Source organism: Tardiphaga sp. P4_G1, assembly GCF_056401215.1.
Map to the genome: position 1 here is coordinate 283100 of NZ_JBFUJU010000010.1, position 25274 is coordinate 308373.

General features: G+C 63.1%; 25 protein-coding genes. 9 read left to right on the plus strand and 16 right to left on the minus strand.

Annotated features, from left to right (window positions below; genetic code table 11):
• Positions 1-22: 22 nt before the first annotated feature.
• Both AC1DUY_RS23970 and AC1DUY_RS23975 read right to left on the minus strand, forming a co-directional pair.
• Positions 23-739, minus strand: a complete 717-nt coding sequence (locus AC1DUY_RS23970; RefSeq protein WP_478117603.1) for a Crp/Fnr family transcriptional regulator — start codon at positions 737-739, stop codon at positions 23-25.
• Positions 740-1061: 322 nt separating this feature from the next.
• Complete coding sequence (locus AC1DUY_RS23975; protein ID WP_478117605.1) at positions 1062-2315, minus strand: hypothetical protein; 1254 nt, start codon at positions 2313-2315, stop codon at positions 1062-1064.
• Positions 2316-2490: 175 nt separating this feature from the next.
• On the opposite strand from AC1DUY_RS23975, the gene AC1DUY_RS23980 reads away from it, so the two are divergent.
• From AC1DUY_RS23980 to AC1DUY_RS23995, 4 genes are read left to right on the plus strand one after another with little or no spacing between them, the layout of a single operon-like run.
• Positions 2491-3705 carry an MFS transporter gene (locus tag AC1DUY_RS23980; protein WP_478117607.1) on the plus strand — a complete coding sequence of 405 codons (1215 nt, stop codon included), beginning with the start codon at positions 2491-2493 and terminating at the stop codon, positions 3703-3705.
• 48 nt (positions 3706-3753) lie between these two features.
• Positions 3754-4407 (plus strand): ABC transporter ATP-binding protein, encoded by a 654-nt coding sequence (locus tag AC1DUY_RS23985; protein WP_478117609.1) that lies wholly within the window; start codon positions 3754-3756, stop codon positions 4405-4407.
• A complete protein-coding gene (locus AC1DUY_RS23990) occupies positions 4404-6866 on the plus strand; it encodes an FtsX-like permease family protein (RefSeq protein WP_478117611.1) in 2463 nt (820 codons plus the stop codon). The genes AC1DUY_RS23985 and AC1DUY_RS23990 overlap by 4 nt, the downstream gene beginning before the upstream one ends.
• Positions 6856-7941, plus strand: a complete 1086-nt coding sequence (locus AC1DUY_RS23995; RefSeq protein ID WP_478117613.1) for a lipocalin-like domain-containing protein — start codon at positions 6856-6858, stop codon at positions 7939-7941. Before AC1DUY_RS23990 ends, AC1DUY_RS23995 begins: the two co-directional genes overlap by 11 nt.
• Positions 7942-8195: 254 nt before the next feature.
• Here AC1DUY_RS23995 and AC1DUY_RS24000 read toward each other — a convergent pair whose 3' ends face one another.
• The 6 genes from AC1DUY_RS24000 to AC1DUY_RS24025 form a co-directional block, all read right to left on the minus strand.
• Complete coding sequence (locus tag AC1DUY_RS24000; RefSeq protein WP_089267812.1) at positions 8196-9389, minus strand: ABC transporter substrate-binding protein; 1194 nt, start codon at positions 9387-9389, stop codon at positions 8196-8198.
• Between the two features lie 151 nt (positions 9390-9540).
• The gene (locus AC1DUY_RS24005) at positions 9541-9765 is read right to left on the minus strand and encodes a hypothetical protein (RefSeq protein ID WP_120287440.1); all 225 of its coding nucleotides are present in this window, start codon (positions 9763-9765) and stop codon (positions 9541-9543) included.
• 62 nt (positions 9766-9827) lie between these two features.
• The gene (gene htpG / locus AC1DUY_RS24010) at positions 9828-11699 is read right to left on the minus strand and encodes a molecular chaperone HtpG (RefSeq protein ID WP_478117616.1); all 1872 of its coding nucleotides are present in this window, start codon (positions 11697-11699) and stop codon (positions 9828-9830) included.
• A 122-nt stretch (positions 11700-11821) separates the two neighbouring features.
• Positions 11822-12118 carry a DUF3303 family protein gene (locus AC1DUY_RS24015; protein ID WP_120287442.1) on the minus strand — a complete coding sequence of 99 codons (297 nt, stop codon included), beginning with the start codon at positions 12116-12118 and terminating at the stop codon, positions 11822-11824.
• A gap of 32 nt (positions 12119-12150) precedes the next feature.
• Entirely contained in the window at positions 12151-12327 is a 177-nt protein-coding gene (locus AC1DUY_RS24020) for a hypothetical protein (protein ID WP_210269243.1), read from the minus strand.
• A 142-nt stretch (positions 12328-12469) separates the two neighbouring features.
• On the minus strand, positions 12470-12784 hold the full coding sequence (locus AC1DUY_RS24025) for a hypothetical protein (protein ID WP_478117618.1): 315 nt from the start codon (positions 12782-12784) through the stop codon (positions 12470-12472).
• 322 nt (positions 12785-13106) lie between these two features.
• Between AC1DUY_RS24025 and AC1DUY_RS24030 the strand changes: the two genes are divergently transcribed.
• Positions 13107-14177, plus strand: a complete 1071-nt coding sequence (locus tag AC1DUY_RS24030) for a methyl-accepting chemotaxis protein (RefSeq protein WP_244528141.1) — start codon at positions 13107-13109, stop codon at positions 14175-14177.
• 67 nt (positions 14178-14244) lie between these two features.
• Positions 14245-14610, plus strand: a complete 366-nt coding sequence (locus AC1DUY_RS24035; protein ID WP_478117620.1) for a glyoxalase superfamily protein — start codon at positions 14245-14247, stop codon at positions 14608-14610.
• Positions 14611-14645: 35 nt separating this feature from the next.
• On the opposite strand, the gene AC1DUY_RS24040 is transcribed toward AC1DUY_RS24035, so the two are convergent.
• Genes AC1DUY_RS24040 through AC1DUY_RS24050 form a run of 3 tightly spaced genes read right to left on the minus strand, consistent with a single transcriptional unit; the run spans position 14646 to position 17058 of the window.
• Entirely contained in the window at positions 14646-15167 is a 522-nt protein-coding gene (locus tag AC1DUY_RS24040; RefSeq protein WP_478117622.1) for an NUDIX hydrolase, read from the minus strand.
• 15 nt (positions 15168-15182) lie between these two features.
• Positions 15183-16151, minus strand: coding sequence for a D-erythronate dehydrogenase (denD, locus tag AC1DUY_RS24045; RefSeq protein ID WP_478117624.1), 969 nt, complete (start codon positions 16149-16151; stop codon positions 15183-15185).
• A 10-nt stretch (positions 16152-16161) separates the two neighbouring features.
• A complete protein-coding gene (locus AC1DUY_RS24050; RefSeq protein ID WP_478117626.1) occupies positions 16162-17058 on the minus strand; it encodes an NAD(P)-dependent oxidoreductase in 897 nt (298 codons plus the stop codon).
• A 271-nt stretch (positions 17059-17329) separates the two neighbouring features.
• Between AC1DUY_RS24050 and AC1DUY_RS24055 the strand changes: the two genes are divergently transcribed.
• Positions 17330-18289 carry an ABC transporter substrate-binding protein gene (locus AC1DUY_RS24055; protein WP_441232269.1) on the plus strand — a complete coding sequence of 320 codons (960 nt, stop codon included), beginning with the start codon at positions 17330-17332 and terminating at the stop codon, positions 18287-18289.
• Between the two features lie 99 nt (positions 18290-18388).
• Positions 18389-20083, plus strand: coding sequence for a dihydroxy-acid dehydratase (gene ilvD, locus AC1DUY_RS24060; protein WP_478117628.1), 1695 nt, complete (start codon positions 18389-18391; stop codon positions 20081-20083).
• Positions 20084-20136: 53 nt separating this feature from the next.
• Here the strand turns inward: ilvD and AC1DUY_RS24065 are convergent, their stop codons facing one another.
• The 3 genes from AC1DUY_RS24065 to AC1DUY_RS24075 form a co-directional block, all read right to left on the minus strand.
• On the minus strand, positions 20137-20958 hold the full coding sequence (locus tag AC1DUY_RS24065; protein ID WP_441230915.1) for a beta-keto acid cleavage family enzyme: 822 nt from the start codon (positions 20956-20958) through the stop codon (positions 20137-20139).
• Positions 20959-20961: 3 nt separating this feature from the next.
• Positions 20962-21306, minus strand: a complete 345-nt coding sequence (locus AC1DUY_RS24070; RefSeq protein WP_089267869.1) for a RidA family protein — start codon at positions 21304-21306, stop codon at positions 20962-20964.
• 120 nt (positions 21307-21426) lie between these two features.
• Positions 21427-21654, minus strand: a complete 228-nt coding sequence (locus AC1DUY_RS24075) for a hypothetical protein (protein WP_147421582.1) — start codon at positions 21652-21654, stop codon at positions 21427-21429.
• A gap of 313 nt (positions 21655-21967) precedes the next feature.
• Between AC1DUY_RS24075 and recQ the strand changes: the two genes are divergently transcribed.
• Positions 21968-23845, plus strand: coding sequence for a DNA helicase RecQ (recQ, locus tag AC1DUY_RS24080; protein ID WP_478117631.1), 1878 nt, complete (start codon positions 21968-21970; stop codon positions 23843-23845).
• A 23-nt stretch (positions 23846-23868) separates the two neighbouring features.
• Here recQ and AC1DUY_RS24085 read toward each other — a convergent pair whose 3' ends face one another.
• Together AC1DUY_RS24085 and AC1DUY_RS24090 are read right to left on the minus strand one after the other, a co-directional pair.
• Positions 23869-24201 (minus strand): GYD domain-containing protein, encoded by a 333-nt coding sequence (locus AC1DUY_RS24085; protein WP_175368142.1) that lies wholly within the window; start codon positions 24199-24201, stop codon positions 23869-23871.
• A 35-nt stretch (positions 24202-24236) separates the two neighbouring features.
• Positions 24237-24740, minus strand: a complete 504-nt coding sequence (locus tag AC1DUY_RS24090; RefSeq protein ID WP_210269244.1) for a hypothetical protein — start codon at positions 24738-24740, stop codon at positions 24237-24239.
• Between the last annotated feature and the right edge of the window lie 534 nt (positions 24741-25274).

A 25274-nucleotide genomic window follows, 5' to 3' on the forward strand; every position in this document is an offset into this window, starting at 1 on the left:
CGCGCACGCGCGGCATGATGCGTCAGGCGAGAGCGGGAGCCGCGACGGTTTCGGTGTCCAGTAGCCGGATGCGGCCCGGCAGAATCTCGATCGCGCCGCGGCGTTCGAGCTTGGCCAGCGTCCGGCACACAGTCTCGACGGTGAGGCCGAGATGATCGGCGATATCGCGCCGGCTCATCGGCACCGGAAGCGGATCGACGTCGCGGCCGAGCCGTACCAGCCGGTCGCGCCAGTACGTCAGGAATACTATCAGTTTCTCTTCAGCCACGCGGCGGCCCAGCGAGAACATCTTGTCATGCGCATCGGCAATCTCGGCCGCCATCAGCGCGACGATCTCGTTCAGTACATAGGGCCGGTGACTGGCAAATTGCGCGAATTTCTCACGCGGGATTTCCCAGACCACTGCAGGACCGATTGCAGCGGCGGACACTTCATGATGCCCCTGCGTTGCGATCTCGAGGACGTCGCCCGGCAGCGCAAAGCTTATGATCTGGCGACGATTATCGCATTCGGTCCTGTAGATGCCGACCACACCCTCGACCACGCTGAAGCATTTGCCCGCCGGCGCTCCCTGCGTGAACAGCACATCCTGCGAAGTATAGGACACCCGCTCGCCCAGGGTCATCAACTGGCGCAGATCGGCGGCGCCCAGATGGGACAGGAAGCCGCCCGGCTGCGCAGCCGCATTCGCACAAGGCGCAGCGAACGACGATGCAACCATCAGCTTTGTCATGCGCATCCCGGTTTCTTTGGCCTCGCAGGGGTGCGGGGCACTTTGGGATAACCGGATCCGCGCGGCACACATTGATACACATCAATCGCCTCTTACCTCTCCCCGCATCTTGCGCGGGGAGAAGTCGGATCGCGCGCATCGCGCGTGATCCGGGTGAGGGGCGACGCACTGCAGTTGTCGCCTAGCAAGACCTATCGAATCGAAGAAGCAGAGATGGCAGTGGCTGAGGTGCCACGCCCCTCACCCCACCCCTCTCCCCGCGCAGAGCGGGGAGAGGGAGCCGGCCGCGTCTGCCGCAACTATTCAACTCTAACGCGGCCGGATGAAACTAAAACATCTTGCTTTCGATGGCCGCAACCGTCCCGGCATCGAGCAGATGCGCACCCCAGCCGCGTTTCGCCAGCACATGCGACAGCTTCGGCGACACCAGCAGCAACAGCGCAGTCATCATCAGCGGCACTACGCTGAGCCAGTCGATGCGCACCGGCGTGAGCTCTTCGGAGCTGCCCGCATAGTCGCCGCGGCGACACCAGATATCGCGGCAGATGCGCAGCAGATCTCGCCTGTCGCCGCCGCGCTGCGCCCTGCCGAGCAGCACCTGCATGGCCTGATGCGTGACGACGCCCTCGCGCGTCGCCGGTGCGACATCCGGCGTCTCGCCAAGCGAGATGCGCAGCAGCAGATCGACCAGATCGACGCCGGCGAGATACGCCGCCATCGGCTCCACCAGCCGCGGATTGCAGTCGATATAGAATGGCCCGCTGTCATCGTCCGGCATGATGAAGTCGATCGACAGCGCGCCGTGCCAGGCGAGATGCCTACCGATGGCGGCGAGATCGCCGCGCACGCGGTCTCGCCGCACGCTGCGCTTGATGGCATCGCCGCCCCCGGCACCCTCCATGATCTGGCGAGTGACGTGAAGGCCGACCAGTTCGCCGCGGCAGAACACGCCCTGCGCCTTCTCGGTCGCGCCCGCGGCGTAGGCCTGCACCAGCACCTCGCCGGCAAGGCCGTTGCCGACCTCAAGCTCTCTCATTGCCAGCGCGAGGTCAGCATCATTGCGCACCATCCAGACGCCGCGGCTCGCGGTGCCGATGGCGGTCTTGATCACGCAGGGAAAGCGGAGATCGGTACGAAGCGTATCGGCGCTTGCGACGATCTGCGTCTCGGGTTGTGGCAATCCAAGCTCGCTCAGCATACGGCTGAAACCGGCCTTGCTATGCGCCGCCCGGTAGCTCGCGAAGGACGGCAAGGCCAGGCCGGCCAGCGGCCTCAGCCGCTCCTGCACTTTCGCGAACAGGAAGCCCTGTTCGTGGATCGGCAGCAGCACGTCATAGTCGCCTGTCGCCAACAGGCCTTCGATGAACCGCAGGAAGCCCAGGGGATTTTCCCTCATTCCCGGGCAGCGGTGATATATGCGGACATATCGCGAGAACCGCGCCAGCCCGGCAGCGGCGGGATCGCAGACATCCACCACATGGCCGGCGAGGCCGAGCACGGTGACAGCCTCCCGCGCGGAGGTGCTGGTGCCTTCCGACAGCAGGATCCGCAGCGGCTTAAAATTCGGGCGGCTCGTGGTCATGCTCAATCATGTCGCATTCTTGGGCCGCCGTCGCGCGTCCGGATGCCGCTCTGCACGGGCCGCAACACCTGCATGTCGCAGCGCTGATAGACATTAACCTGCTGAGAACGTAGGCATAGCGCACCTTTTCGAGGCTGCAAAAAGCGGCCGTCAGCCGCCTTGGGTGGAAACGCATATGGTCGATATTCCGGCCTCGACCTCGCATCTCGCGTCGCGTGACCACGTCCCTTCGGCGACGCGGACGCTGACGGCGATTTCCACTGCGCATTGGGTCAGCCACTTCCACATTTTCGTACTGCCAATGCTGTTCCCGTTCCTGAAGGACCGGCTCGGCGTCGGCTATATCGAACTCGGCTTCGCGCTCACTACGTTCGCTGTCGTCTCCGGCCTCACTCAGGCGCCGATCGGTTATCTCGTCGACCGCATCGGCGCACGCAAGATCCTAATTCTCGGCGTCATGCTCGGCGGCTGCGCGCTGATCGCTCTCGGCCTGTTGCTCAGCTATCCCGCGCTCATCGTCTGCGCCGCGCTGCTCGGCCTCGCCAACAGCGTCTATCACCCGGCCGACTACGCCATCCTCGCCGCGCATATGGACGAGTCGAAGATGGGTCGCGCATTTTCGATCCATACATTCGCAGGCTTCGTCGGCGGCGCAGTCGCGCCTCCCCTGATGGCGGCACTGCTGGTCGGTATCGGCGGCCAGGGCGCGTTGATCGTCGCGGGAGCCATCGGCGTGGCGATCGCACTGATGCTGATCGTGGTCGGCATTCCCGATGCCGGCGCGATGGCTGATGGCGATGACGCCAAGGGCGCCGAGTCGCCGAAGGTCAGCATGATGACCCCGGCGATTCTGATGCTGACGCTGTTCTTCACGCTGCTGTCGCTGTCGCAGAATGGCATCAACAGCTTTGGCATCGTCGCGCTGATGAACGGCTACGGCACATCGCTGTCATCGGCGAATATCGCGCTCACGGCTTTCCTCGCCGCCAGCGCCGTCGGCGTGCTTGCCGGCGGTTGGATGGCCGATCGGACCAGACACCACAGCCGCGTCGCCGCGGTGTGTTTCACGATTAATGCCGCCATCGTCTGCGCCATCGCCGTGTTCACACTGCCGACGCCGGTGATCGTCGCGGCCATGACCACCGCTGGCTTCCTCGGCGGCGTGCTGACGCCGTCGCGCGACATGCTGGTGCGCGAGGCTGCCCCTCCCGGCGCTGCCGGCCGCGCCTTCGGCATCGTCTCCACCGGCTTCAATTTCGGCGGCATCATCAGCCCCATCCTGTTCGGCTGGTTCATGGACCACGCCTTGCCGCATTGGGTGTTCGGCGCCTCCGCCTGCTTCATGGCCGCGACAGTGCTGCTGGCGTTGGTATCGGAACGCAAGCGGTAACGCTGGCGTCATCGCACAGGCGATGTGCTTCTGCTATGCTGGCGCAGCATGCTCACGGTTCGCCATCTCACCAAATCCTATCGTTCAGCCCAGGAACAGGTCGCCGTTCTGCGCGGTGTCGATCTCGGCGTTGCCGCCGGCGAGAGCGTGGCGCTGACCGGCGAATCCGGCAGCGGCAAGAGCACGCTGCTGCATCTAATCGCCGGCCTCGATGAGGCGGACAGCGGCGAGATCCAGCTCGGCGACATCACTGTCACCGGTTTGAACGACTCGGCGCGCGCCGCCTTGCGCCGCGACCGGCTCGGCCTCGTGTTCCAGCAATTCAACCTGATCCCGTCGCTGTCGGTCGCCGACAATCTGGCGTTTCAGTCGCGCATCTCCGGCAAACATGACGCAGCCTGGCAACGCGAACTCACCGAGCGCCTCGGCCTCGGCGCGCTGCTCAAGCGCTATCCCGAACAGCTCTCCGGCGGCCAACAACAGCGAGTCGCCATCGGCCGCGCGGTGGCCTCGAAACCGCTGTTGCTGCTCGCCGATGAACCCACCGGCAATCTCGACGAGAACACGGCTGACGAAGTCTTGGGGCTGGCGCGCGATCTCGTGGCACGCACCGGCTGCGGCTTCCTGATGGTGACCCATAGCGAGCGCCTCGCCGCCACGCTGGATCGCCGCATCCATCTTCATGCCGGATTGATCGCGTGAGACGCGCGCTCTGGATCCTTGCGGTGCTACTCAGCCACTGGCGCCGGCATCCGATGCAGTTCGCGACGCTCCTGATCGGTCTGATCGCCGCCACCGCATTATGGAGCGGCGTGCAGGCGCTCAACCAGCAGGCGCGCACCAGCTATGACCGCGCCGCCGCGGCCTTCGGCGGAACGCGCACGCCGATGCTGGTCGTGAGCAATGGCGGCACGTTTTCGCAACAGCTCTTTGTCCATCTGCGCCGCGCAGGTTGGCCGGTCTCGCCTGTCATCGAAGGCCGCGTGCAAATCGGCGGCCGCTCGGTGCGCCTGCTCGGCATCGAGCCGGTGACCATGCCTGTCGAAGCCAGCGCTGCGACGGAGATCGGCAGGACGGGAGCACAGGCCTTTCTCACGCCGCCCGGTCAGGCGCTGATCGCGCCGGAAACGCTGGCCAGCCTCGGCCTTACTGAGGGTGCGACGCCTGCGCTCAATGACGGAGCCCTGCTGCCACCGCTGAAACTGCAGCCGCAACTCGCGCCCGGCGTCCTGGTGGTCGATATCGGCATCGCCCAGAAACTCCTGAAAATGCCGGACCAGATCTCGCGCCTGCTGATCGGCAGCGCCAAGGGTCCCCGCGCTTCGCTTGAAAGCGTCGCCGTCGATCGGTTGCGGCTGGTGCAGCCCGATGCAGAGACCGACCTCGAACGTCTCACCGACAGTTTCCATCTCAATCTCACCGCCTTCGGCCTGCTATCCTTCTTCGTCGGGCTGTTCATCGTCAATTCGGCCATCGGCCTCGGCTTCGAACAGCGCCTGCCAATGCTGCGCACCTTGCGTGCCTGCGGCGTCTCGGCGCGGCAGCTCAACAGTGTGCTGATCCTCGAACTCGTCAGCATCGCACTGATCGCCGGCGCCATCGGTCTCGTCTGCGGCTATTTCATCGCCGCATCGCTGCTGCCCGATGTTGCGGCCAGCCTGCGCGGGCTCTATGGCGCGCAAATCCCTGGGCAATTGACGCTGAAGCCGGAATGGTGGTTCGCTGGTCTCGCGATTTCCATCATCGGTGCGCTGCTGGCGGCGACATCGAGCCTGCTGAAAGCTGTCCATCTCCCCTTGCTCGCCACCGCACAGCCCTATGCCTGGCAACAGGCACAGCATCGCTGGCTGCGACTGCAAGGCACGGGCGCATTGCTCGTGTTCATCGCTGCCGGGCTCGCGCTCTGGCTTGGCGATTCACTGATTGCTGGCTTCTTCGTGCTTGCTGCATTGCTGCTCGGCGCAGCGCTCGCATTGCCGGTTATCCTCGGCATCGTCCTTGCCTGCGGTGAACGCAGCACGCGACGGCCGCTCGTCAAATGGTTCTGGGCCGACAGCCGACTGCAGCTTTCCGGCCTGTCGCTGGCGCTGATGGCGTTGCTGCTGGCGCTCGCCGTCAATGTCGGCGTCGGCACCATGGTGGAGAGTTTCAGCCGGACCTTTACGGGCTGGCTCGACGGGCGGCTGGCGTCCGAGATCTATCTGAACGCGGCGAGCGAGAAGCAGGCGATCGAGATCAAGACCTGGCTGAAGACGCGCCCCGACGTGCAGGCCGTTCTGCCGGGCAGCCGCACCGACCTGCAGTTCAACGGTGCGCCGATCGAGCTTCTCGGCTTCGCCGATCACGCCACCTATCGCGATCAATGGCCGCTGCTGGATTCAACCAGCGATGCATGGGATCGCGTGCGCAGCGGCGACGGCGCACTCGTCAGCGAACAACTCTCGCTGCGCATGAAGCTCAAACCCGGCGACCGTCTGGACGTGCCGACGCCGACCGGTACATGGCCGATGGACGTCGTTGCGGTATATGCGGATTACGGCAATCCCAAAAGCCAGATCGGCGTGAATATCGATGCGCTGGTCAGACATTTCCCTGACATTTCGCAGACCCGCATGGGCCTGCGCGTCGCACCTGCGGATGTGCCCGGGCTGATCGACGCCATCCGCACGCGCTTCGGTCTCGACGGCCGCAACCTCGCCGATCAGACGACGGTGAAATCGGAGTCACGGGCAATCTTCAACCGCACTTTCGCGGTCACCGCAGCGCTCAATGCCTTTACGCTTGGCGTTGCAGGCGTCGCGTTGCTCACCAGCCTGCTCACGCTGAGCAATTCGCGCCTGCCCCAACTCGCGCCCCTCTGGGCCATTGGCATCACACGTCGCCGCCTTGCCGGTATCGAGCTGTTGAAGACACTGTCGGTTGCCTTGATTACCTCACTGCTGGCGCTGCCGCTCGGGCTGCTGGTGGCGTGGTGCCTCATCGCTATCGTCAATGTGAAGGCCTTTGGCTGGCGACTTCCGTTCCATGTGTTTCCGCTGCAACTGGTCCAGTTGCTCGGCGTTGCCATGTTGGCCTCGCTGCTCGCAGCTCTGCTACCGATCCTGAAACTGCTGCGCATGCAACCGGCCACGCTGGTGAAAGTGTTCGCCAATGAGCGATAGCTTGCTCACACGTCGCAGCTTGATCGGCGCCGCCGCATTGCTCGGCCTCGGCGGTTCACGCGCATTCGCCCAGGGCTTTGCCGGCCTCGGCCGCGACGCCGAAGGTTTTGCGGCTGTCGTTCCGGGCCGCCCCCTCACCTTTCCGGCTGATCACGGCCCGCATCCGGATTATCGCATCGAATGGTGGTACCTCACCGCCAATCTCACGGATGCATCAGGCAATGCCTATGGCGCGCAGTGGACGCTGTTTCGTCAGGCGATGGCGGCGGGCGCGCCAGACGATGGCTGGGCGACGCCGCAGATCTGGATGGGCCACGCGGCGGTGACATCTGCAAAGTCGCATCATGCGACAGAAACCTTTGCCCGCGGCGGCATCGGCCAGGCCGGCGTGACTGCGACGCCGTTCCGGGCATGGATCGATGCATGGGAGATCCGTGGGCTTGAGAACTTCGACGACGTGTCGATTGCGCCGCTCGACGTGTCCGCTTCGTCAGCGGATTTCAGCTACCGGCTCCGGCTCACTGCGCAGCAGCCGCTGGTGCTGCAGGGCGACAACGGCTTCAGCCGCAAGTCGGAACGTGGGCAAGCGTCGTATTACTACAGCCAGCCCTATTTCACCGCATCGGGCGTGCTAACCATCGACGGCAAGGAGATTGCCGTCACCGGCCGCGCCTGGATGGACAGGGAATATTCCAGCCAGCCGCTGGCTTCCGACCAGACTGGCTGGGATTGGTTCTCGCTGCATCTGCCTGATAATGCAAAACTGATGTTGTTTCGCCTCAGGCAGAAGGACGGCGCGCATTATTTTGCCGGCAACAGGATCACCGCGGACGGAAAATCCGAGCAGCTTGCCCCAGGCGCTATAGACATGACGCCGACAGTCATGACGGAGATCGCCGGCCGCAGAATCCCGACGTCATGGAAGGTATCGATCGCATCGCGCGGATTGCAGATCGCGACCTCGCCGCTGAATACCAGGAGCTGGATGACGACGAGCTTCCCCTATTGGGAAGGACCGGTGAGCTTCACCGGCAGCCACAGTGGCGTGGGTTATCTTGAGATGACGGGATATTAGGGGGTTATCTTCTTAACCTCTCCCCGCTCTGCGCGGGGAGAGGTCGAAATGCGAGCGGAGCGAGTATTTCGGGTGAGGGGCATGGCATTGAGCTTGCCCCACTTACCACACCCTCGGATCGCACCATCCGACCCGCGAATAAGAGCTTGTATTTTCCGCCATACCTCGCCCCTCACCCGGAGCCGTCGCTTCGCGCCGGCCCCGACCTCTCCCCGCAATGCGGGGAGAGGTTAAGGAAGATCAGCGCTTCGATTTTACTTCGTCAGCGGGCAGCCGCTCTCGGCCGCGGTCGGATAGGCCTTGTCGCCGGGCACCACGGCGAGCTGCTTGTAGTAATCCCATGGCTTCTTGGATTCCGACGGCTTCTTGACCTCGAACAGATAGAGGTCCTTCACCATGCGGCCATTGGCGAGCACCTTGCCGCCCTGGGCGAAGGCGTCATCGACCGGAAGTTCCTTCAGCTTCTTCGCGACAGCTTCGGAGTCCTTGGTGCCTGCCGCCTTGACTGCCTTTAGGTAGGACAGTGTCGACGAATACGTGCCGGCCTGGATCATGTTCGGCATGCGCTGGGTGCGCTTGAAGAAGCGATCGGCGAACTCACGCGATTTGTCATCTCGATCCCAGTAGAAAGATTCCGTCAGCACCAGGCCTTGCGCGGCCTGCAGCCCGAGGCCGTTCACTTCGGCCAGCGTCAGCAGGAGGCCGGCGAGCTTCTGGCCGCCGGCGACGATGCCGAATTCAGCCGCCTGCTTCACGGCGTTGGTGGTGTCGAGACCGGCATTGGCAAGGCCGATGACCTTTGCCTTGGACGCCTGCGCCTGCAGCAGGAACGACGAGAAGTCCGACGAGTTCAGCGGATGGCGAACGGCGCCCAGCACCTTGCCGCCCTTTGCCTTCACGATGTCGCCGGTGTCCTTCTCCAGCGAATAACCGAAGGCGTAGTCCGCCGTGAGAAAGAACCAGGTGTCGCCACCAGCTTCGGTCAGCGCGCCGCCGGTGCCAACACCCAAGGCGCGTGTATCAAACGACCAGTGGAAGCCATAGGGCGTGCAGGCATCGCCGGTAACGCGCGACGAGGCCGCGCCGACCACGATGTCAATCTTCTTCTCCTGATTGGAGAGCTCCTGCACCGCGAGCGCCACCGACGAGGTGGTCAATTCAGTGATCATGTCGACGCCTTCGACGTCATACCAGCGCCGCGCGATCGAGACGGCGAGGTCAGGCTTGTTCTGGTGATCCGCGGTGACCAGTTCGATCTTCTTGCCGAGCACCTCGCCGCCGAAATCCTCGATCGCCATCTTGGCGGCTTCGACCGAATATTTGCCGCCGTAATCGGCATAGACACCGGACTGATCGTTGAGAATGCCGATCTTGACGCCTTGCGCCGAGGCCGGCGCGGCCAGGAAAAGACCGCACAGCGCAGCCGTCGACAACAGTCCGAATTTCATCAATGCCTCCCAAGTTTTCAATTTGGGCGCACGCTATGTGAGAAGCTCGGGACGAACCAGATAATCTTTCGACTTAGCCGAAATGTGCAGATCAGCTTTGCGTTAGTTCAAGACCACGCCCAACGACGATTGCTGCAACGCACGCGCGCTATCACTGCATCCGCTTTTTCAGCGCCGCGTCGATACAGGCGAGTTCCCGCTCGATCTCCGCGACCATCGAGACAGGATCGGCGTCGGAGATCAGGTGCATCTTCTCGTATGTCCCGTCCTGAATGCTCTTCAGGATGGCCAGGCGATCGTCCCGATAACCCTGCAGGCGCTCGAAATCGCCGCGCTCGGCGTATTTCGCGATGAGTTTTTCGAAGACAGTGCTCATGGGGGAATTCCTTGGCATCAAAAGCGCGGGGACGAATGCCCCGCGCCGTGAATGGTCGGCGATCACAAACCGCGCAGCACCAGCCGGTTAAGACGGCTTGCAAAGGCGGCCGGATCTTCCGGCAATTCGCCGTCGAGGATCTGCGCCTGCTCGAGCAGCAGGAACGCGATGTCGGACGCTTCGCCGCCCGCCGCCTTGTCGGCGCCAGCGATCTTCGCCACCAGCGGATGGCGCAGATTGATTTCAAGGATCGGTTTGGTCACCGAGCCGCGGTTCTGCATCGCCAGCATGCGCTCAAGTTCGCGGTCCGGGCCGGCGCCGCCGGCCACGAGGCACGAGGCCGACGTGGTCAGGCGCGTCGAGACCTTCACGTCGGAGACGCGCTCGCCGAGCGCTTCCTTGATGACGGCAATGGTCGCCGCCTCATCGGTCTCGGTCTTCGGCTCGTCCTTGGTCGCGTCTTCATCAATGCGCGGGATCAGATCGAGATTGACCTCGCCCTGGCTCAGCGACTTCAGCGGCTTGCCATCGAAATCCAGCGGCGCCGACGACCAGAACGCATCGACCGCGTCGGTCAACAGCAGCACTTCGATGCCGCGTGACTTGGCGGCTTCCAGCTTCGGATTCGACTTCAGGCGATCGAGGCTGTCGCCGGCGAGATAATAGATTTCGGTCTGGTTCGGCTTCAGGTCGGCGACATAATCCTTCAGCGAACGCTTCTCGCCCGTGGTCGTCGTGAAGCGCGACAGCGCCAGCAGCTTCTCGCGACGCTCGAAATCCTCATAGATGCCTTCCTTGATCACCGGGCCGAAGGCGTCCCAGATCTTGGTGAAGGTCTCGGCATCCTTCTCGCTCAGCGTCTCCAGCTCGCCGATCACGCGGGTCGCCACGGCCTTCCTGATTTGCGCGAGCTGCGGATTGTTCTGCAACATCTCCCGGGAGAGGTTCAGCGGCAGATCCTCGGCATCGATGACGCCGCGGATGAAGCGCAGATAGGACGGCAACAGGTCCGCATCGCTGGTGATGAAGACGCGACGCACATAGAGCTTCACATGGCCCTTGCGGTTCGGCTCAAACAGGTCGAAGGGCTTCTGCGATGGCGCGAACAGCAGCACCGCATAGGAATAGCGGCCCTCGGCACGGTAATGCAGCGTCATCGCCGGTTCGTCATAGGCATGGGCGATAGACTTGTAAACCGCGCTGTAATCCTCCGGCGTCAGTTCGGACTTGGAGCGCTGCCACAACGCGCTGGCCGAATTGATCTGGCGCGGCTCGGCATCGCCGTCCTTGAGCATGATCGGAAACTGGATGTTATCCGAATAGGCGCCGACAATGCGCTCGATCTCGTAAGTTTCGAGATATTTCTTCGCGTCTTCTTTCAGATGCAGCACAATGGAGGTGCCGGTCGGCACGCTCATGCCGTCACTGACCTGGCCAATCTCGAAACCGGCGCCGCCAGTCGAGGTCCAGGTGAAGGCGTCGTGGGTGCCGGCGCGATGGCTGGTGACCACAATCTTCTCAGCAACCATGAAAGCTGCATAGAAACCCACGCCGAACTGGCCGATCAGGTTGGAGCCGTCCTTGGCTTCGGTGAGCCGCGACAGGAATGACTTGGTCCCGGATTTCGCGATGGTCCCTAAGTTGTCGATCAGTTCCTGGCGATCCATGCCGATGCCGGCATCGACGATCGACAGCGTACCGGCCGCCTTGTCCGGAATGATGGTGATGTTGGGCGACTGGCCGTCGGGGATCAGCTGCGGATTGGCGATCGCCTCATAGCGCAGCTTGTCGCAGGCGTCGGACGCGTTGGAGACCAGTTCACGCAGGAAGATATCGGTCTCGGAATAGACCGAGTGAACCATCAGGTTCAGCAATTCGGCGACTTCGGCCTGGAACGGCTGGGAAACGGGTGCAGCGGTGTCAGTGGTCGTCATGAAAAGTGCCCGATACTGGTAAGGGAGAGATCACGCATATAGCGACGCGGATTTGCCGAGTCCATGGTGCGAACCGATGGTTTCCGCGCGAAAAGGCTGATCGGGAACTGAAACTCGCGACGCTACTTTGAAGCAGCGACCTGCGATGCGAGCAGAGCCGTGGTCGCATCGAGATCGACCAGCGGATAGACCTCGAACTGCGCCGGGATGATATCGGCCCATTCGTTCAGGATGCGATGCAGCACTTCATTGCCATCGACCTTGAACACCGCGACCACGCCGCGGCCGACGCGCGGATAGATGTGCTGGCAGATGCCCGACGCCTGATACCCCGCCATCCACGGCCAGAAGCTCTGACGCGCGGCCGCCATGTCGGACGGACGATCGGCGCGCGGATTCGAGATCACCAGAAACAGCATCGCTGATCTCCTGTCGGCGCACTCAGAATGCGTCAGCCCTGCAGCGCACCGTGATAGGCGCTTTCCAGCATGGCCAGGCATTCACGCGCACGCGCCTGCGCGATGTCGTTCGCGGTCTGGGAGATTTCGCGGAGATCGCGGATCGCCAGATCGACGGCGCTCAGCAGATCGATTTCACACTCATCGGCCTGGGGGGCCGCTACACGCATGGGGAAAGGGATAACTACACTCACTGGCACGCCCGCTCTTCACGATTGCAACGCTCGAATCACTCGCGACTCATTTGGCCTGCGAATGGTTAAGCCAATCGGTAGGAAGCAACGGATCTGACGTAAAACTGTCGCGCCGCCGTCAATCCTGCCAGCTCACCGGCGGGATCAGACCGACGGACGGGTCATCGCCAGGGTCATCGGACGGCTGGATCGTGGGCGCTTCGTCCTGTTCGGGCGTCGCGTCGATAATCATGGCCGGCGACGGAAGCTGTGGAACGGCCATACTCTGCTGCCCGCGCCGATAAGATTCGAATTCGAGCTGTTTGGCGAAATACCGGAACAGGTCAGCCGCGTATCTGCGCTGCTCGGGGCTGGACGCCGAGGCGATCTGGAAGATCAATTCGTCGGACAGTTCCGACGTGGTCGCACCGGTCAGGTCTTCGAGAACGCTCATCACAATGGCTCAGCCCATGAAGCTTTGAGCCTGCACGCGTGTGGTTGATATCGCGTTGTTCGTCAGAGCAATCGGGGGGCGCATGCATAAGCATCACTAATGACGCCCTAATTTGTACCGCTAGGGGGCATCGAACGTCCTACGGATGCGGCCGCATATGACCAGACGCAATGAGATAGTGCCTGTTGCGCACTCCTGCCGCTTATTCGTGCAAGTCGGCGGAACCCGGCACACGGAAAATTAAGCCACGATTAACCATGACCGGGCAATAACCGGGAGGTAACTGATTGCTGTCAACGGGGATACGACGATGGTCTTGGCAATGAACCGCAGCAGTCATTCTGCGCATGCCAATGCAACCGAAGAGAACGACGATAGCTCCGATATCTCCGCACTGATCGGGCGGTTGACCGCCGAGGTCAACGAGATCGCCTGCGAGAAAACCAGGTCGATCCAGCACATCACCAACCAGATGAAGATGCTGGCGCTGAACGCGCTGATCGAAAGCTCGCGCGCCGGCGCGCAGGGCGCGGGCTTCGCCGTCGTCGCGCAGGAAGTGCGCAATGTCGGCCAGCAGGTCGAGACCATCGCGCGCGATCTGGAATCCCAGCTCACCGCGCGGACCGGCAGCCTGATGGCGTCGATCGAGAAGATGACCGAACGCTCGCGCGGCGAACGCATGGTAGACCTGTCGCTGAACGCCATCGAACTGATCGACCGCAATCTCTATGAGCGGACCTGCGACGTCCGCTGGTGGGCGACCGACTCCGCCGTCGTCGACTGCGCGGCCGCACCGAGCGACGCCACCGTCGCCCATGTATCGGAGCGGCTCGCCGTGATCCTCGGCGCCTACACCGTCTATCTCGATCTCTGGCTGTGCGACATGCAGGGCAATGTCATCGCCAGCGGCCGTGGCGATCGTTTCAATGTGACGGGCCAGAACATCGCCGGCACCGCCTGGTTTCGCGATGCCCGTACGCTGCGCTCCGGCGACGACTACACCGCGGGTGACGTCGAGCGCCAGCCGCTCCTGAACAATGCGCAGGTCGCGACCTATTGCGCCAGCGTGCGCGAAGGCGGCAAGGCCAATGGCCGCGCCATCGGCGTGCTCGCGATTCATTTCGACTGGGAAGCCCAGGCGCGCGCCATCGTCGAGGGCGTTCGCGTCGACGACGACAAGACGCGCGTGCTGCTGGTGGATTCGAACCTGCGCGTCATCGCCTCGTCCGACGGCCAGGGCCTGCTCACCGAACGCATCCCGCTGGCCTTGAACGGCCGCCGCAGCGGCTTCTATCACGACCGTTCGGGCGGCCTCGTCGCCTTCCACGCCACGCCGGGCTATGAGACTTACAAAGGTCTCGGCTGGTACGGCGTGATCATGCGCGGCGCCTAGCCGCACGATCTAGTCAATGACGACTTCGCTGCGATAATCTCCCCTACGCCACGAGCGGGAGACAGCGATGATCGACGTCACTTTCGAACCGGCAATTCCGGTTCTGCGCATCTATGACATTGCTAAAGCGAAGGAGTTCTATGTCGACTTCCTCGGCTTTGCGATCGACTGGGAACATCGTTACGAGCCGGACTCCCCGCTCTACATGCAGGTGTCGCGCGGCGGCGTGAAGCTGCATCTCAGCGAACACTATGGCGACGGCACGCCGGGTAGCGTGGTCTATATCCGCGGCAGCAATATCGCGGCTTTCGCAAAGGAGCTGCATGACAAGCAGGCCCGCTTCGCGCGCCCGAGTCCGACCGATAGGGGCCCAAAGATCACCGACCCGTTCGGCAATGTGCTGCGCTTCGATGACGCGACCAACACGCACTGAGCCCGCCGCTTCAGCCATCGCTGCAACGAGAGAACTTACCCGTTCAACCAGTTCCGGATCTTCGCGAAGAACCCCGTGTCACGTCGCACGCCGACAGGCCCCACGGCAATTGGCCGCACCGGCTCGCCATCCACGACCAGCGCCGCCCTTGCTGCCGCCAGCGCCATGGGCCCGACCTGCGCGAGGAACGCATGTTCATGGCTGCGCGTCAGCCGCGCCAGCGCGGCGTCAAATGGCAGCCACGCGACTTCGCTGATATCCTTCATCAGCTTGCGTGACGGCGCGGGGGCGGCCTCCATGTGCCAGAAATGCACGACCTTGGTCCGTTCACCGAGCGGATAGGCCAGGGCACCGAGATAGTCATGCACCGACGCGGCATGGCCGGTCTCTTCCAGCACCTCGCGCTCGGCTGCGTCGCGCGGCGTCTCGCCATTGTCGAGCTTGCCCTTCGGCAACACCCAGTCGCCGCGCTTGCGCAGGCAGACCACGGCGAACAGCGGCGTCTCACCCCGTTGTACGACAATGCCTCCCGCCGCCATGATGATATCGCGCGCCATGATTGTCCTTAACCGCTAACGCACAAAGACGCCATCGAGGTCATCCTCGATATGAGCATGAATGATGGAATCGAAACTCTGTTCCGCCTGGAAACCCAGCGCCAGTGCACGTTTGGTATCGAACATCGTGGGCCATCCGGCAACCATCGCCATAATGGCGGGATCTGGCACATGCTTGATGCGTGTCACAACACTGTCACCTCCCACGCGGCGGAGCGCCGCGATCATGTCGGCGACCGATGCCCGCACGCCGGGCATCATCACCGTGCGGCGTGCGCCGAGCTTGGCGCTGTCGAGCGTCGCACCATGAAGCAGGAATTCCGTCGTCGCGCGCGGACTGGCATGTGTCTGCCCGACGTCGTCGGTTACCGGCAGCACCGCCTCGCGGCCGGCCAGCGGCTCACGGATGATATTGGAGAAGAAACCCGACGCTGCCGCATTGGGCTTGCCCGGCCGTACGCAGATATTCGGCAGGCGAATTCCGATGCCGTCGAAGAAGCCGCGCCGCGTATAGTCCGCCAGCAGCAATTCGCAGATCGCCTTCTGCGTTCCGTAGCTCGACAGCGGCGTATGAAAGAAGTCGTCGGCGATCGGCCCGTTATAGGGCGCGCCGAAGGTCGCGATGGACGAGGTGTAGACGATGCGAGGGCGATAACCGTCCCCCATCGCGCGGATCGCCTCGAACAGATTGCGCGTGCCGTCGAGATTGACCGCGTAGCCCTTGTCAAAATTCTGCTCGGCTTCGCCTGAGACGACCGCAGCAAGATGGAAGATCAGGTCGGGCTTTGACGCCAGCAGTGCTGCGGGCGCATCCGGTTTTGCGAGATCGACCATGATGCTGCGCGCACCGACCAGATCGCTGGGGACCGCATCGGCCATCGCCAGATCGCCGATTTCCCCACCGCCGACATGACCGTCCTTCAGCAGCCGCTCACACAGCTTGCGGCCGATCATGCCGGCCGCGCCAATCACCAGAACCTTCATTCCTTGATCTTCACTCTTTGGGCGCCGACAGCTTGTAGATCTCCAGCGCGTCGGCATCGGCGCCGCGCACCGCGTTGCCCATGCGGAAGATCTGCGCTGCGAGCGCAGCCATCGGCACCGGCGTCGATGTGTCCTGCGCCACAGCGACCACCGTATCGAGGTCCTTGAGCATCGTATGGATGTGGCCGAGCGGCGGCGAGTGAATGCCCTGCGCCATGCGCGGCACGAACAGTTGCAGCGGGATCGAATCCGCAAAACCGCCCGCGAGCGCTTCCGGCAGGCGTTTGGCGTCGATACCGGCATTCACGGCAAGTCGCGTCGCTTCGGCCAGTACCGCCATGGCGCAGCCGACGATCACCTGGTTGCAGAGTTTGGTCATCTGCCCGGCGCCGGTCGGCCCCATATGCGTGAAGTTGCGCGCCATCGCCAGAATATAGGGCCTGATACGTTCGACATCGACGGCCTCGCCGCCGGCCATGATCGCCAGCGTGGCTTCCTCCGCGCCCTTGGTGCCGCCCGACACCGGCGCATCAATCCAGCCCATGCCGTTCGCCGCCTTCAGCCGCGCCGCGATGGACTTCGTCTTATCCGGATGGATCGAGGAGAAATCGACGACCAGCTTGCCCTTGCCATCGGTGCCGGACAGGCCGTTGTCGCCGAACACGACATCTTCGACCGCCGATGCATCGGTGAGGCACATGAAGATGATGCTGGCATGCGCGACGACATCGCGCGGGCTGGCAGCGGCTTTCGCACCGGCCTCAAGCAGCGCATTGGCCTTGCCGGGCGAGCGATTCCAGACGGCCACATCGTAACCGGCGCCCAGCAACCGTTTGGTCATCGGCAGTCCCATCAGGCCGAGGCCAAGGTAACCGAGCTTCTCTTTGCCGCCCGCTGAATCCACCATTTTGACGCCGTTGTCCTTCTGCCGCCGAGCCACGCTGCTCGCATCTGCGAGCTATCTACGCTGCGTCCGCAGCCGCAGCAACGATGATATCAACGCCTGCGTAACTGCCAATTGTTGCGCCACAGCACGAATGAATGTTGGGCACGGACCTCGCTTGCCAGAATATTTGAAGCATGAAAGGCTTCAAGACAGTGGGGCTTTTCTTTTGGCCGGGTCTGGCCATCATCAAACGGAGTGAGCGGGCATGAAGCTGGGTTCTTCTAAGTGGCTGATGGCGGCGGCTCTCGCGGCGGGAGCGGTGTCGGGTGCGGCGCAGGCGCAGACGATTCCGACCATCAAGGTCGGCTGGACCATTCCAGCCGAAGAATCCAAATACTGGATGATGAAGCGCCCGACCGAATTCACCAATCTCGGCAAGACCTACAATATCGAATGGACCCAGTTTCAGGGCACCTCGCCGATGACGCAGGCGCTCGCCGCCGGCGCGCTGGATTGCGCCACCCAGGGCGTGCTGTCGCTCGCCAACGGCGTCAACGGCGGCAACCTCAAGGCCTATATCGTCGCGCAGCACGTGTCGGAAAAGCCCGGCAGCTTCTCGGTCTACTGGGCCGTGAAGGATGACTCGCCGATCAAGACCATCGCCGATCTCAAGGGCAAGAATGTCGGCATTTCCGTCATCGGCGGCGGCACCTATGGTCCGTTCAAGATGCTGCTGAAGGGCGCCGGCGTCGATCCCGAGAAGGACGTCAAGCTGATCGAGATCGGCTTCGCAGCTTCCGAGGATGCACTGCGCCAGGGCCGCGTCGACGCCATCAACATGAACCAGCCATTTGCCGCGCGGATGGAAGCCAAGGGCGGCACGCGCAAGCTGTTCTCGCTGAACGAGGCGATGCCCAACATCGTGCATATCCTTGAAGCCTGCCGCGCCGATTTCGTCGACAAGAACCCCGAACTCGCCAAGGCCTATGTCGCCGACATCACCCTTGGCATGAAGAAGGCGCTGGCCAACCGCGAAGAGACGCTGAAGGTCGTCAACGAAGTCATGAAGGCGCCGATCCCGGTACTGGAAACCTATCTGCTGAAGGAGAACGACTTCGCCCGCGACCCGGGCGCAGCACCGAACTTCCCGGCCATGCAGAAGATGCTCGATATCTACACCGAGGCCGGCATGCTGCCGAAGATGGACGCGATGCAGTTCAAGCACCCGACCATCGTCGCGCCGATCCAGTAGAGCAAGACGCGATATCTCACTATATGATGTCCTGAGGCCACGCCCCACGGCGTGGCCTCACTGCATTGGACGACAAGACCAAGAAACGGACAGATTCCCATGAAGAAGTTGCGATCCCGCGTCACCACCGACGGCCTCGACCGTGCCCCGCACCGCGCCTTCATGCGCGCCATGGGCCTTGATGACGAAGCGATCGCAAAACCCATGATCGGCGTGGTGTCGATGAAGGGCGAGCAGACGCCCTGCAACATGACCCATGACTTTCAGGTCGACGCCGCCAAGACCGGTATTTCCGAAGCCGGCGGTACGCCGCGCGAATTCTCGACCGTCTCGGTCTCCGATGCCATCAGCATGAACCATGAGGGCATGAAGTTCTCGCTGCTGTCGCGCGAGATCATCGCCGACTCCATCGAAGCCGTGATGCACGGCCTCGCTTACGACGCACTGATCGGCTTCGGCGGCTGCGACAAGACGTTGCCCGGCGTCATCATGGGCATGGTCCGCTGCAACGTGCCGTCGATCTTCATCTATGGCGGCAGTTCGCTGCCGGGACTGCACAAGGGCAAGACGCTGACCGCGCTGGATTCCTATGAGGCCGTCGGCGCCTTCATGACCGGCGACATCGACAAGCAGGAGCTGGACGCCATCGAACGGGCGTGTCTGCCGACCATCGGCGCCTGCGCCGGCCAGTTCACCGCCAATACGATGGCGATGGTCTCCGAGGCGCTGGGGATCACCATGCCCAATGTCTCGATGATCCCCGGCGTCTATGCCGAACGCGCGCAGTTCGCCCGGCGCGCCGGACGTCTGGTCATGGACATGCTGCGCAACGATGGCCCGCTGCCGCGCGACATCGTCACGCGCAAATCCCTAGAGAACGGCGCCGCCATCGTCGCCGCCACCGGCGGCTCGACCAATGCCGCGCTGCATCTGCCGGCCATCGCCAACGAGGCCGGCATCAAATTTACCATCGACGATGTCGGCGAGGTGTTCGCGCGCACGCCGCTGATCGGCAATCTGCGGCCGGGCGGCAAATATGTGGCCAAGGATGTCTACGATATCGGCGGCACGGCGGTCGTCATTCGTGCACTGGTCGAGAGCGGCCATGTCGACGGCTCCTGCATCACCATCACCGGACGGACCATTGCCGAGGAATACGGCAACGCCAACAAGGCCGATGGCGAGATCATCTACTCCTCAGCAAAGCCGATCATGCCCGATGGCGGCGTCGCGGTGCTGAAGGGCAATCTCTCGCCCGATGGCGCAGTGATCAAGGTCGCCGGTCTGAAGAAGACAGTGTTCGAAGGCACGGCGCGCGTGTTCGAGGACGAAGAAAGCTGCGTCGCCGCGGTGAAGGACCGCAGCTACAAGGAAGGCGATGTGCTGATCATCCGCAACGAGGGCCCGGTCGGCGGACCCGGCATGCGCGAGATGCTCGGGGTCACCGCGCTCATCTACGGCCAGGGCATGGGCGAGAAGGTCGCCCTGATCACCGACGGTCGCTTCTCCGGCGCGACCCGCGGCATGTGCATCGGCTATGTCTCGCCGGAAGCCTATATCGGCGGCCCACTCGCGCTGGTGCGCGATGGTGACAAGATCCGCATCGACGCGCCGGCGCGGCGGCTGGATCTGATAATCGATGAGACGGAATTCGCCGCGCGCAGAGCGGCATGGACGCAGCGCCCACCGCGTCACCGCGCCGGTGCGCTGGCGAAATATGCCAAGCTCGTCGGACAGGCCCCCGGCGGCGCCGTGACGCATGACGGCGGCGCGGAATGGCCGTGGTTTGAGTGAGTAATCCTGGCGCCGGCGACGCGCTCCTTCTCCCCGCACTGCGCGGGGAGAGGTTAGGGAAGCTCCGCGGTCGCGGCCCTGAGCTCATCCGCCGTCGCCGCCTTCAGTCCAACCGCCTCGATCGCGCGGCGCGCCGCCGCAACCAGATCCTGATTGCCTTTGGCGCGGCAGCCATCCGGCAGCAATTCGTTGTTCTCGAAGCCGACGCGAATATGACCGCCCAGCAATGCGCCAGCAGTGACGCAGGCCGTCTCCTGCGCACCGAAGGCGCAGACACTCCAGTGTTCGAATGTTGGCGCACCGGGCGCGACGAACGGCAGCAGATCGGCCGGGTGCGACGTCTGCCCCGCCGTATAACGGCCGAGCACGAACAGCACCGGCAGCTTCTCGAACGGCACTAGCCCGCGCTTGCGAAACTCGGCCAGCCTGATGGCATCCTGCGCATCGTAGAGAATGATCTGCGGCGTCACGCGCTCGCGCTTCATCCAGCCGAGCAGATCGGCGAAGGCCTGCTCCTCGCTGGCATCGGGCACCAGTTCGCGCAGCGCCAGCGATGCCGCTTCCGGCTTCACCGCCTGCACCGCCGCGCGCTGCTGCGCTGGTGTGTATTTGCCGAGCGCCTCGGAGGTGATCTGGATGACGAGCCTGTCGCCCACTGCACTGCGGATCGTCGCGATGGCGTCCCGATAGGCCGCCGCATCGAGCAGGTGACTGCCGTCGGCATTGCGCACATGGGCATGGATCATCGCCGCGCCTGCCTCGAGGCAATGCGCGGCCGTCACCGCCAACTCCGCCGGCGTCAGCGGCACGGCGGGATGGTCGGCCTTGACCTTGCGGCCGCCGTTGGGGGCGACCGCAATGGCAACGGGTGACATGATTTACGGAATCGCTGCGATGACGGCGATTTCGACCTTGATGGCGGGGTCGGCGAGCTTCGACTCGACGCAGGCGCGTGCCGGGCCAACGTCGGGCACCCAAGCATCCCACACCGTATTCATGGCATCGCGGTCATTGATATTCGGCAGCCAGACGGTGGCGCTGAGGATGTTGTTCTTGTCGGTGCCGGCTTCCTTGAGGAGCGCATCGATCTTGTCGAGCACCTGCTTGGTCTGCGTCTTGACGTCGCCCGAATATTCATCGGGCACCTGGCCGGCCAGATAGACGGTGTTGCCATGGATGGAAGCCTGGCTGAGACGCTTGCCGGGACCGAGACGCTTGATCATGCAGAAGTCTTTCATTGAGTGTGGAACGGAGTGACCCGGGCGTGACCATCCCCGCTCGGAACTGGCCCGTCAAGCCCATGACGCCACACGGCACAAGTGGCCCCGCGTGGACCACGTCCACTATTCCGCGGCGCGGGCCCGCTTCACTGCATCGTCCATCAACGCCTTTGGCGCTGGCAGCCGCAACCGGCGGCCATGCTGCAGATAGAGCAGCGCGACACGCTTCGGATCTGACAGGTTCCAGATTTCGACCGCGGGCAGCCGCCCCACCAGCGTCACAGACGGCCGATGCGCTATGACATGGGACAGGATCGCGGACTTTGGCCCCTTTTTGAATTTCCGGCGCACTTTTCGCGCGGCATTCTCATTGGCCGCGTGCCAGCGGATCTTGGGTCCGCGGCGACGGTTCAGAAGCCAAGAAAAGATTCGCAAAATGAATGGCATACGGCTTTTCTTTTTGCCCAGTTGCAGCGACGCTGGCGCGGTCGCGCACTCATTCTCTTAGAACGGATCATCGACAGGGGTAAAGCGGCGCGATCAAGGCGAAACGTCGCGATGCCATAGAGAATGAAGCATTCTCTCGGGAATGACGCGTTCTCCTGGGGGAACGACGCGTTTCCCGGGATATACGCGACCCTCGAATCAGGAATAGACCTGCGCCATGTCCGTTCCCGCCGGCGCCTCGCGTCAATCGAAAAATCAGCCAGACGTGTTCCAGACCTCGGACGCATTGTCCGTGCTGCATTCGGTGTTCGGTCTGCCGGGTTTTCGCGGTGCACAGGAAGATATTGTCCGCCACGTGACCGATGGCGGCAATTGCCTGGTGCTGATGCCGACCGGCGGCGGCAAGTCGCTGTGTTACCAGTTGCCATCCTTGCTGCGCCCGGGCTGCGGTATCGTCGTGTCGCCCTTGATTGCGCTGATGCGCGATCAGGTCGCGGGCCTGCTTGAGGCGGGCGTCAAGGCGGCGGTGCTGAATTCCACCCTGTCTTGGGACGAAGCCAACGAGGTCGAGCGGCAATTGCTCGCCGGAGAACTGGACCTTCTCTACGTCGCCCCTGAACGTCTGGTCACGCCGCGGTGCCTGTCGATGCTCGGCCGCGCCAAGATCGCCCTGTTCGCCATCGATGAAGCGCATTGCGTCGCGCAATGGGGCCACGATTTCCGGCCCGAATATATCGGCCTCTCGGTCATCGCCGAACGGTTCCCGAACATTCCGCGCATTGCCCTGACGGCAACCGCCGACGATCTGACCCGGCAGGAGATCGTGCAACGCCTCCGCCTGGAAGACGCACCGAATTTCGTGGCGAGCTTCGACCGGCCCAACATCAAATACGAGATCGTCGACAAGACCAGCGCACAGAAGCAGTTGCAGGCTTTCATCAGCGACCGGCATTCCGGCGAGGCCGGCGTGGTCTATTGCCTGTCGCGTGCCAAGGTCGAGGACACCGCCGCCGCATTGAACAAGGCCGGAATCCTCGCGCTGCCCTATCACGCCGGGCTCGACGCACGCCTGCGTGAGACCAATCAGGATCGCTTCATCAATGAAGACGGCGTGGTGATCGTCGCCACCGTCGCCTTCGGCATGGGCATCGACAAGCCCGACGTGCGCTTCGTCTGCCATCTCGATCTGCCGAAGAGCATCGAGGCCTATTATCAGGAAACCGGCCGCGCCGGCCGCGACGGCAAGCCGTCGAATGCGTGGATGGCCTATGGTCTTTCCGACATCGTGCAACAGCGCCGCATGATCGACGAGTCCACGGGATCGGAGACATTCAAGCGCGTCTCCATCGGCAAGCTCGATGCGCTGGTCGGCCTCGCCGAGACCGTCGATTGCCGGCGCACCCGACTGCTGGGTTATTTCGGCGAAGAGGCGACCGGCACGCGCTGCGGCAATTGCGACAATTGCCTCTCGCCGCCGAAAGTCTGGAACGGCAGCGTCGCCGCGCAGAAGCTGTTGTCCTGCGCCTATCGCACCGGGCAGAAATTCGGCGCCATGCATCTGGTGGACGTGCTGATCGGCCGCCTCACCGACAAGGTCAAGCAATTCGGCCATGACAAGCTGTCGGTATTCGGCATCGGCGGCGAACTCACCGAGAAACAATGGCGCGCCGTGATGCGGCAACTGGTGGCGCGCGGCTTTCTCTATGCGGACGCGGACGCGTTCAATGCGCTTAAGCTCACCGAAGAAGCGCGCGGCGTGCTGAAGGGCGAGATCGAGCTGATGTTTCGCGAGGAGACCGGCGGCACCGGCCGCGCCCCGCGCAGCAAATCCCGCCGCGGCGATCTCGCGGCACCGCGCAGCGACAACGCCAATCCCGATCTGCTCGCCGTGCTGCGCGCCTGGCGTTCCGAAGTCGCGAAGAAGCGCAACGTCCCGGCCTATGTCGTGCTGCACGATGCCACCATCGATGGCATCGCCAGCGAACATCCCACCACGCTCGACCAGCTCCGCGAAATCCCGGGGATCGGCGACAAGAAGCTAGAGCATTACGGCGCGGAGATCCTCGCTTTGGTGAATGCGACGCCGGGACGATAGCGGGCGATCGACGCCACCGATGTCTATCGCGCGGGCCTGTAACCCTTGATGACGGACTCCGACTTCTTCAGAGCCGCCACAAGTTCCGCCCCGGTCATCAATGCAGTCGTCTGGCTGGACTTGATAGCGCCGCCCGCCGCAATCGCGACGGCGATAGCCGCCATGCTCTCGATATCCGGCACATCGGCGATCAGCATCACGTCATATTCGCCCAGGCAATACCAACCACCGATCAATTGTCCTCCGACAGCCTCCGTCGTCTGCCGTCCAACGGATTCAACGCGGTTCTGCGGATTCTTCATTTGCGCGGCCCATGATTCCGGCGTGTAGGCAGCCTGATACATATAGAGCGGCATGTTCGACCTCCGTGAGCCGGGATTGTCCTGACCTTTCACCGGGAGAACAGCGCGAGCTTCGCCATTTTCACGGCACGGCCTAACTCTATTCGCGCGATGATACCGGCAGCGATCTGCATGGTGGCGCCGATTGCCCAGCTCAAACAGATGATGCCAGCCGTCCTGGGGCGCACGGTTTCACCCAGAATGATACTGGAGACTGACGTGATCGCCGTCACCGATGTTATGAAGGTACCGGCCGCCGTGAGCAGCTCCACCATATCCGCACTGTTGCCCAGCCCGCGCCATAACGGCAGATGCATGCGGTAATCGGCAGGAACCTGGGGCAGATCGATTCCGAGATAGAAACCGGTAGCCCCGTAAATGATCATGGCGAACACGACTTCACCCGAACCGATGACCTCGATGAAGCGGCCGACCTCGGCAACGAACAGCCCGCAGGCAGCCCCAACCAAAGCGAGTCCGGTGCGTTCGAGAATGTGCGCCAACCTGCTGAGGGTCGAGCGGGTATGCCACGATGCGCTGGGCTTGATGATCATGTGATCCTCGTCTGCCCATGAGCCTGTCGAGTGGGAGTTTTGAGGTCCGTCCTCCGCAATAACAAGCAGGAGTGCTTACCTAAATCGAGCGGGTTGGCGGTACCTGCTTCGGTGACATGGAAACACACGCTCGCATTCTCGCGGCGCTTGCGCGTCCGAGTTTTGCGCATTCCTTCCCACCCCCCTGTGAGAGGGCGTGCGGAACGCCGGGTGCCCGTTGCACCCTTGGGCCTGATGCGAATGCGGTCTTCCGCAGGTTAGTTTGCATCAGGACTTTCGGAAGCACGAGCGATTGCCCGACGTTCCGCCTGCGGTGTTTTTTCGGTTGCTTGCACTTTGCCTCGACGAACGCTCCGATCGCGAATTAAAGTCCCAAGGCGATGGGAAGGGAGCCTCAAGCGAATAGGCCGGACACGTTTCGACTTGGTCGTCCGTCACACTGTCCAGAGGTCTTTCCATCCCAAGGTCGGCCGTCTCCTTGCCAGTGGCAGTGCTGGCGCAGATCCGTCCTGCCCGAAGACAGACGTCACCCCC

Excerpts from the sequence above, each read along its gene's own strand:
- AC1DUY_RS23995 (WP_478117613.1), top strand. The coding sequence starts at position 6,856 with ATGAGCGATAGCTTGCTCACACGTCGCAGCTTGATCGGCGCCGCCGCA.
- AC1DUY_RS24085 (WP_175368142.1), bottom strand. The coding sequence starts at position 24,201 with ATGCCGCTCTATATGTATCAGGCTGCCTACACGCCGGAATCATGGGCC.
- AC1DUY_RS24065 (WP_441230915.1), bottom strand. The coding sequence starts at position 20,958 with ATGTCACCCGTTGCCATTGCGGTCGCCCCCAACGGCGGCCGCAAGGTC.
- AC1DUY_RS24070 (WP_089267869.1), bottom strand. The coding sequence starts at position 21,306 with ATGATCAAGCGTCTCGGTCCCGGCAAGCGTCTCAGCCAGGCTTCCATC.
- AC1DUY_RS24020 (WP_210269243.1), bottom strand. The coding sequence starts at position 12,327 with ATGCGTGTAGCGGCCCCCCAGGCCGATGAGTGTGAAATCGATCTGCTG.
- AC1DUY_RS24030 (WP_244528141.1), top strand. The coding sequence starts at position 13,107 with ATGAACCGCAGCAGTCATTCTGCGCATGCCAATGCAACCGAAGAGAAC.
- AC1DUY_RS23975 (WP_478117605.1), bottom strand. The coding sequence starts at position 2,315 with ATGACCACGAGCCGCCCGAATTTTAAGCCGCTGCGGATCCTGCTGTCG.
- recQ (WP_478117631.1), top strand. The coding sequence starts at position 21,968 with ATGTCCGTTCCCGCCGGCGCCTCGCGTCAATCGAAAAATCAGCCAGAC.
- AC1DUY_RS24040 (WP_478117622.1), bottom strand. The coding sequence starts at position 15,167 with ATGGCGCGCGATATCATCATGGCGGCGGGAGGCATTGTCGTACAACGG.
- ilvD (WP_478117628.1), top strand. The coding sequence starts at position 18,389 with ATGAAGAAGTTGCGATCCCGCGTCACCACCGACGGCCTCGACCGTGCC.
- AC1DUY_RS24025 (WP_478117618.1), bottom strand. The coding sequence starts at position 12,784 with ATGAGCGTTCTCGAAGACCTGACCGGTGCGACCACGTCGGAACTGTCC.
- AC1DUY_RS24035 (WP_478117620.1), top strand. The coding sequence starts at position 14,245 with ATGATCGACGTCACTTTCGAACCGGCAATTCCGGTTCTGCGCATCTAT.
- AC1DUY_RS24055 (WP_441232269.1), top strand. The coding sequence starts at position 17,330 with ATGGCGGCGGCTCTCGCGGCGGGAGCGGTGTCGGGTGCGGCGCAGGCG.
- AC1DUY_RS24090 (WP_210269244.1), bottom strand. The coding sequence starts at position 24,740 with ATGATCATCAAGCCCAGCGCATCGTGGCATACCCGCTCGACCCTCAGC.
- AC1DUY_RS23970 (WP_478117603.1), bottom strand. The coding sequence starts at position 739 with ATGCGCATGACAAAGCTGATGGTTGCATCGTCGTTCGCTGCGCCTTGT.
- AC1DUY_RS24050 (WP_478117626.1), bottom strand. The coding sequence starts at position 17,058 with ATGGTGGATTCAGCGGGCGGCAAAGAGAAGCTCGGTTACCTTGGCCTC.
- AC1DUY_RS24000 (WP_089267812.1), bottom strand. The coding sequence starts at position 9,389 with ATGAAATTCGGACTGTTGTCGACGGCTGCGCTGTGCGGTCTTTTCCTG.
- htpG (WP_478117616.1), bottom strand. The coding sequence starts at position 11,699 with ATGACGACCACTGACACCGCTGCACCCGTTTCCCAGCCGTTCCAGGCC.
- AC1DUY_RS24005 (WP_120287440.1), bottom strand. The coding sequence starts at position 9,765 with ATGAGCACTGTCTTCGAAAAACTCATCGCGAAATACGCCGAGCGCGGC.
- AC1DUY_RS23980 (WP_478117607.1), top strand. The coding sequence starts at position 2,491 with ATGGTCGATATTCCGGCCTCGACCTCGCATCTCGCGTCGCGTGACCAC.
- denD (WP_478117624.1), bottom strand. The coding sequence starts at position 16,151 with ATGAAGGTTCTGGTGATTGGCGCGGCCGGCATGATCGGCCGCAAGCTG.
- AC1DUY_RS23985 (WP_478117609.1), top strand. The coding sequence starts at position 3,754 with ATGCTCACGGTTCGCCATCTCACCAAATCCTATCGTTCAGCCCAGGAA.
- AC1DUY_RS24015 (WP_120287442.1), bottom strand. The coding sequence starts at position 12,118 with ATGCTGTTTCTGGTGATCTCGAATCCGCGCGCCGATCGTCCGTCCGAC.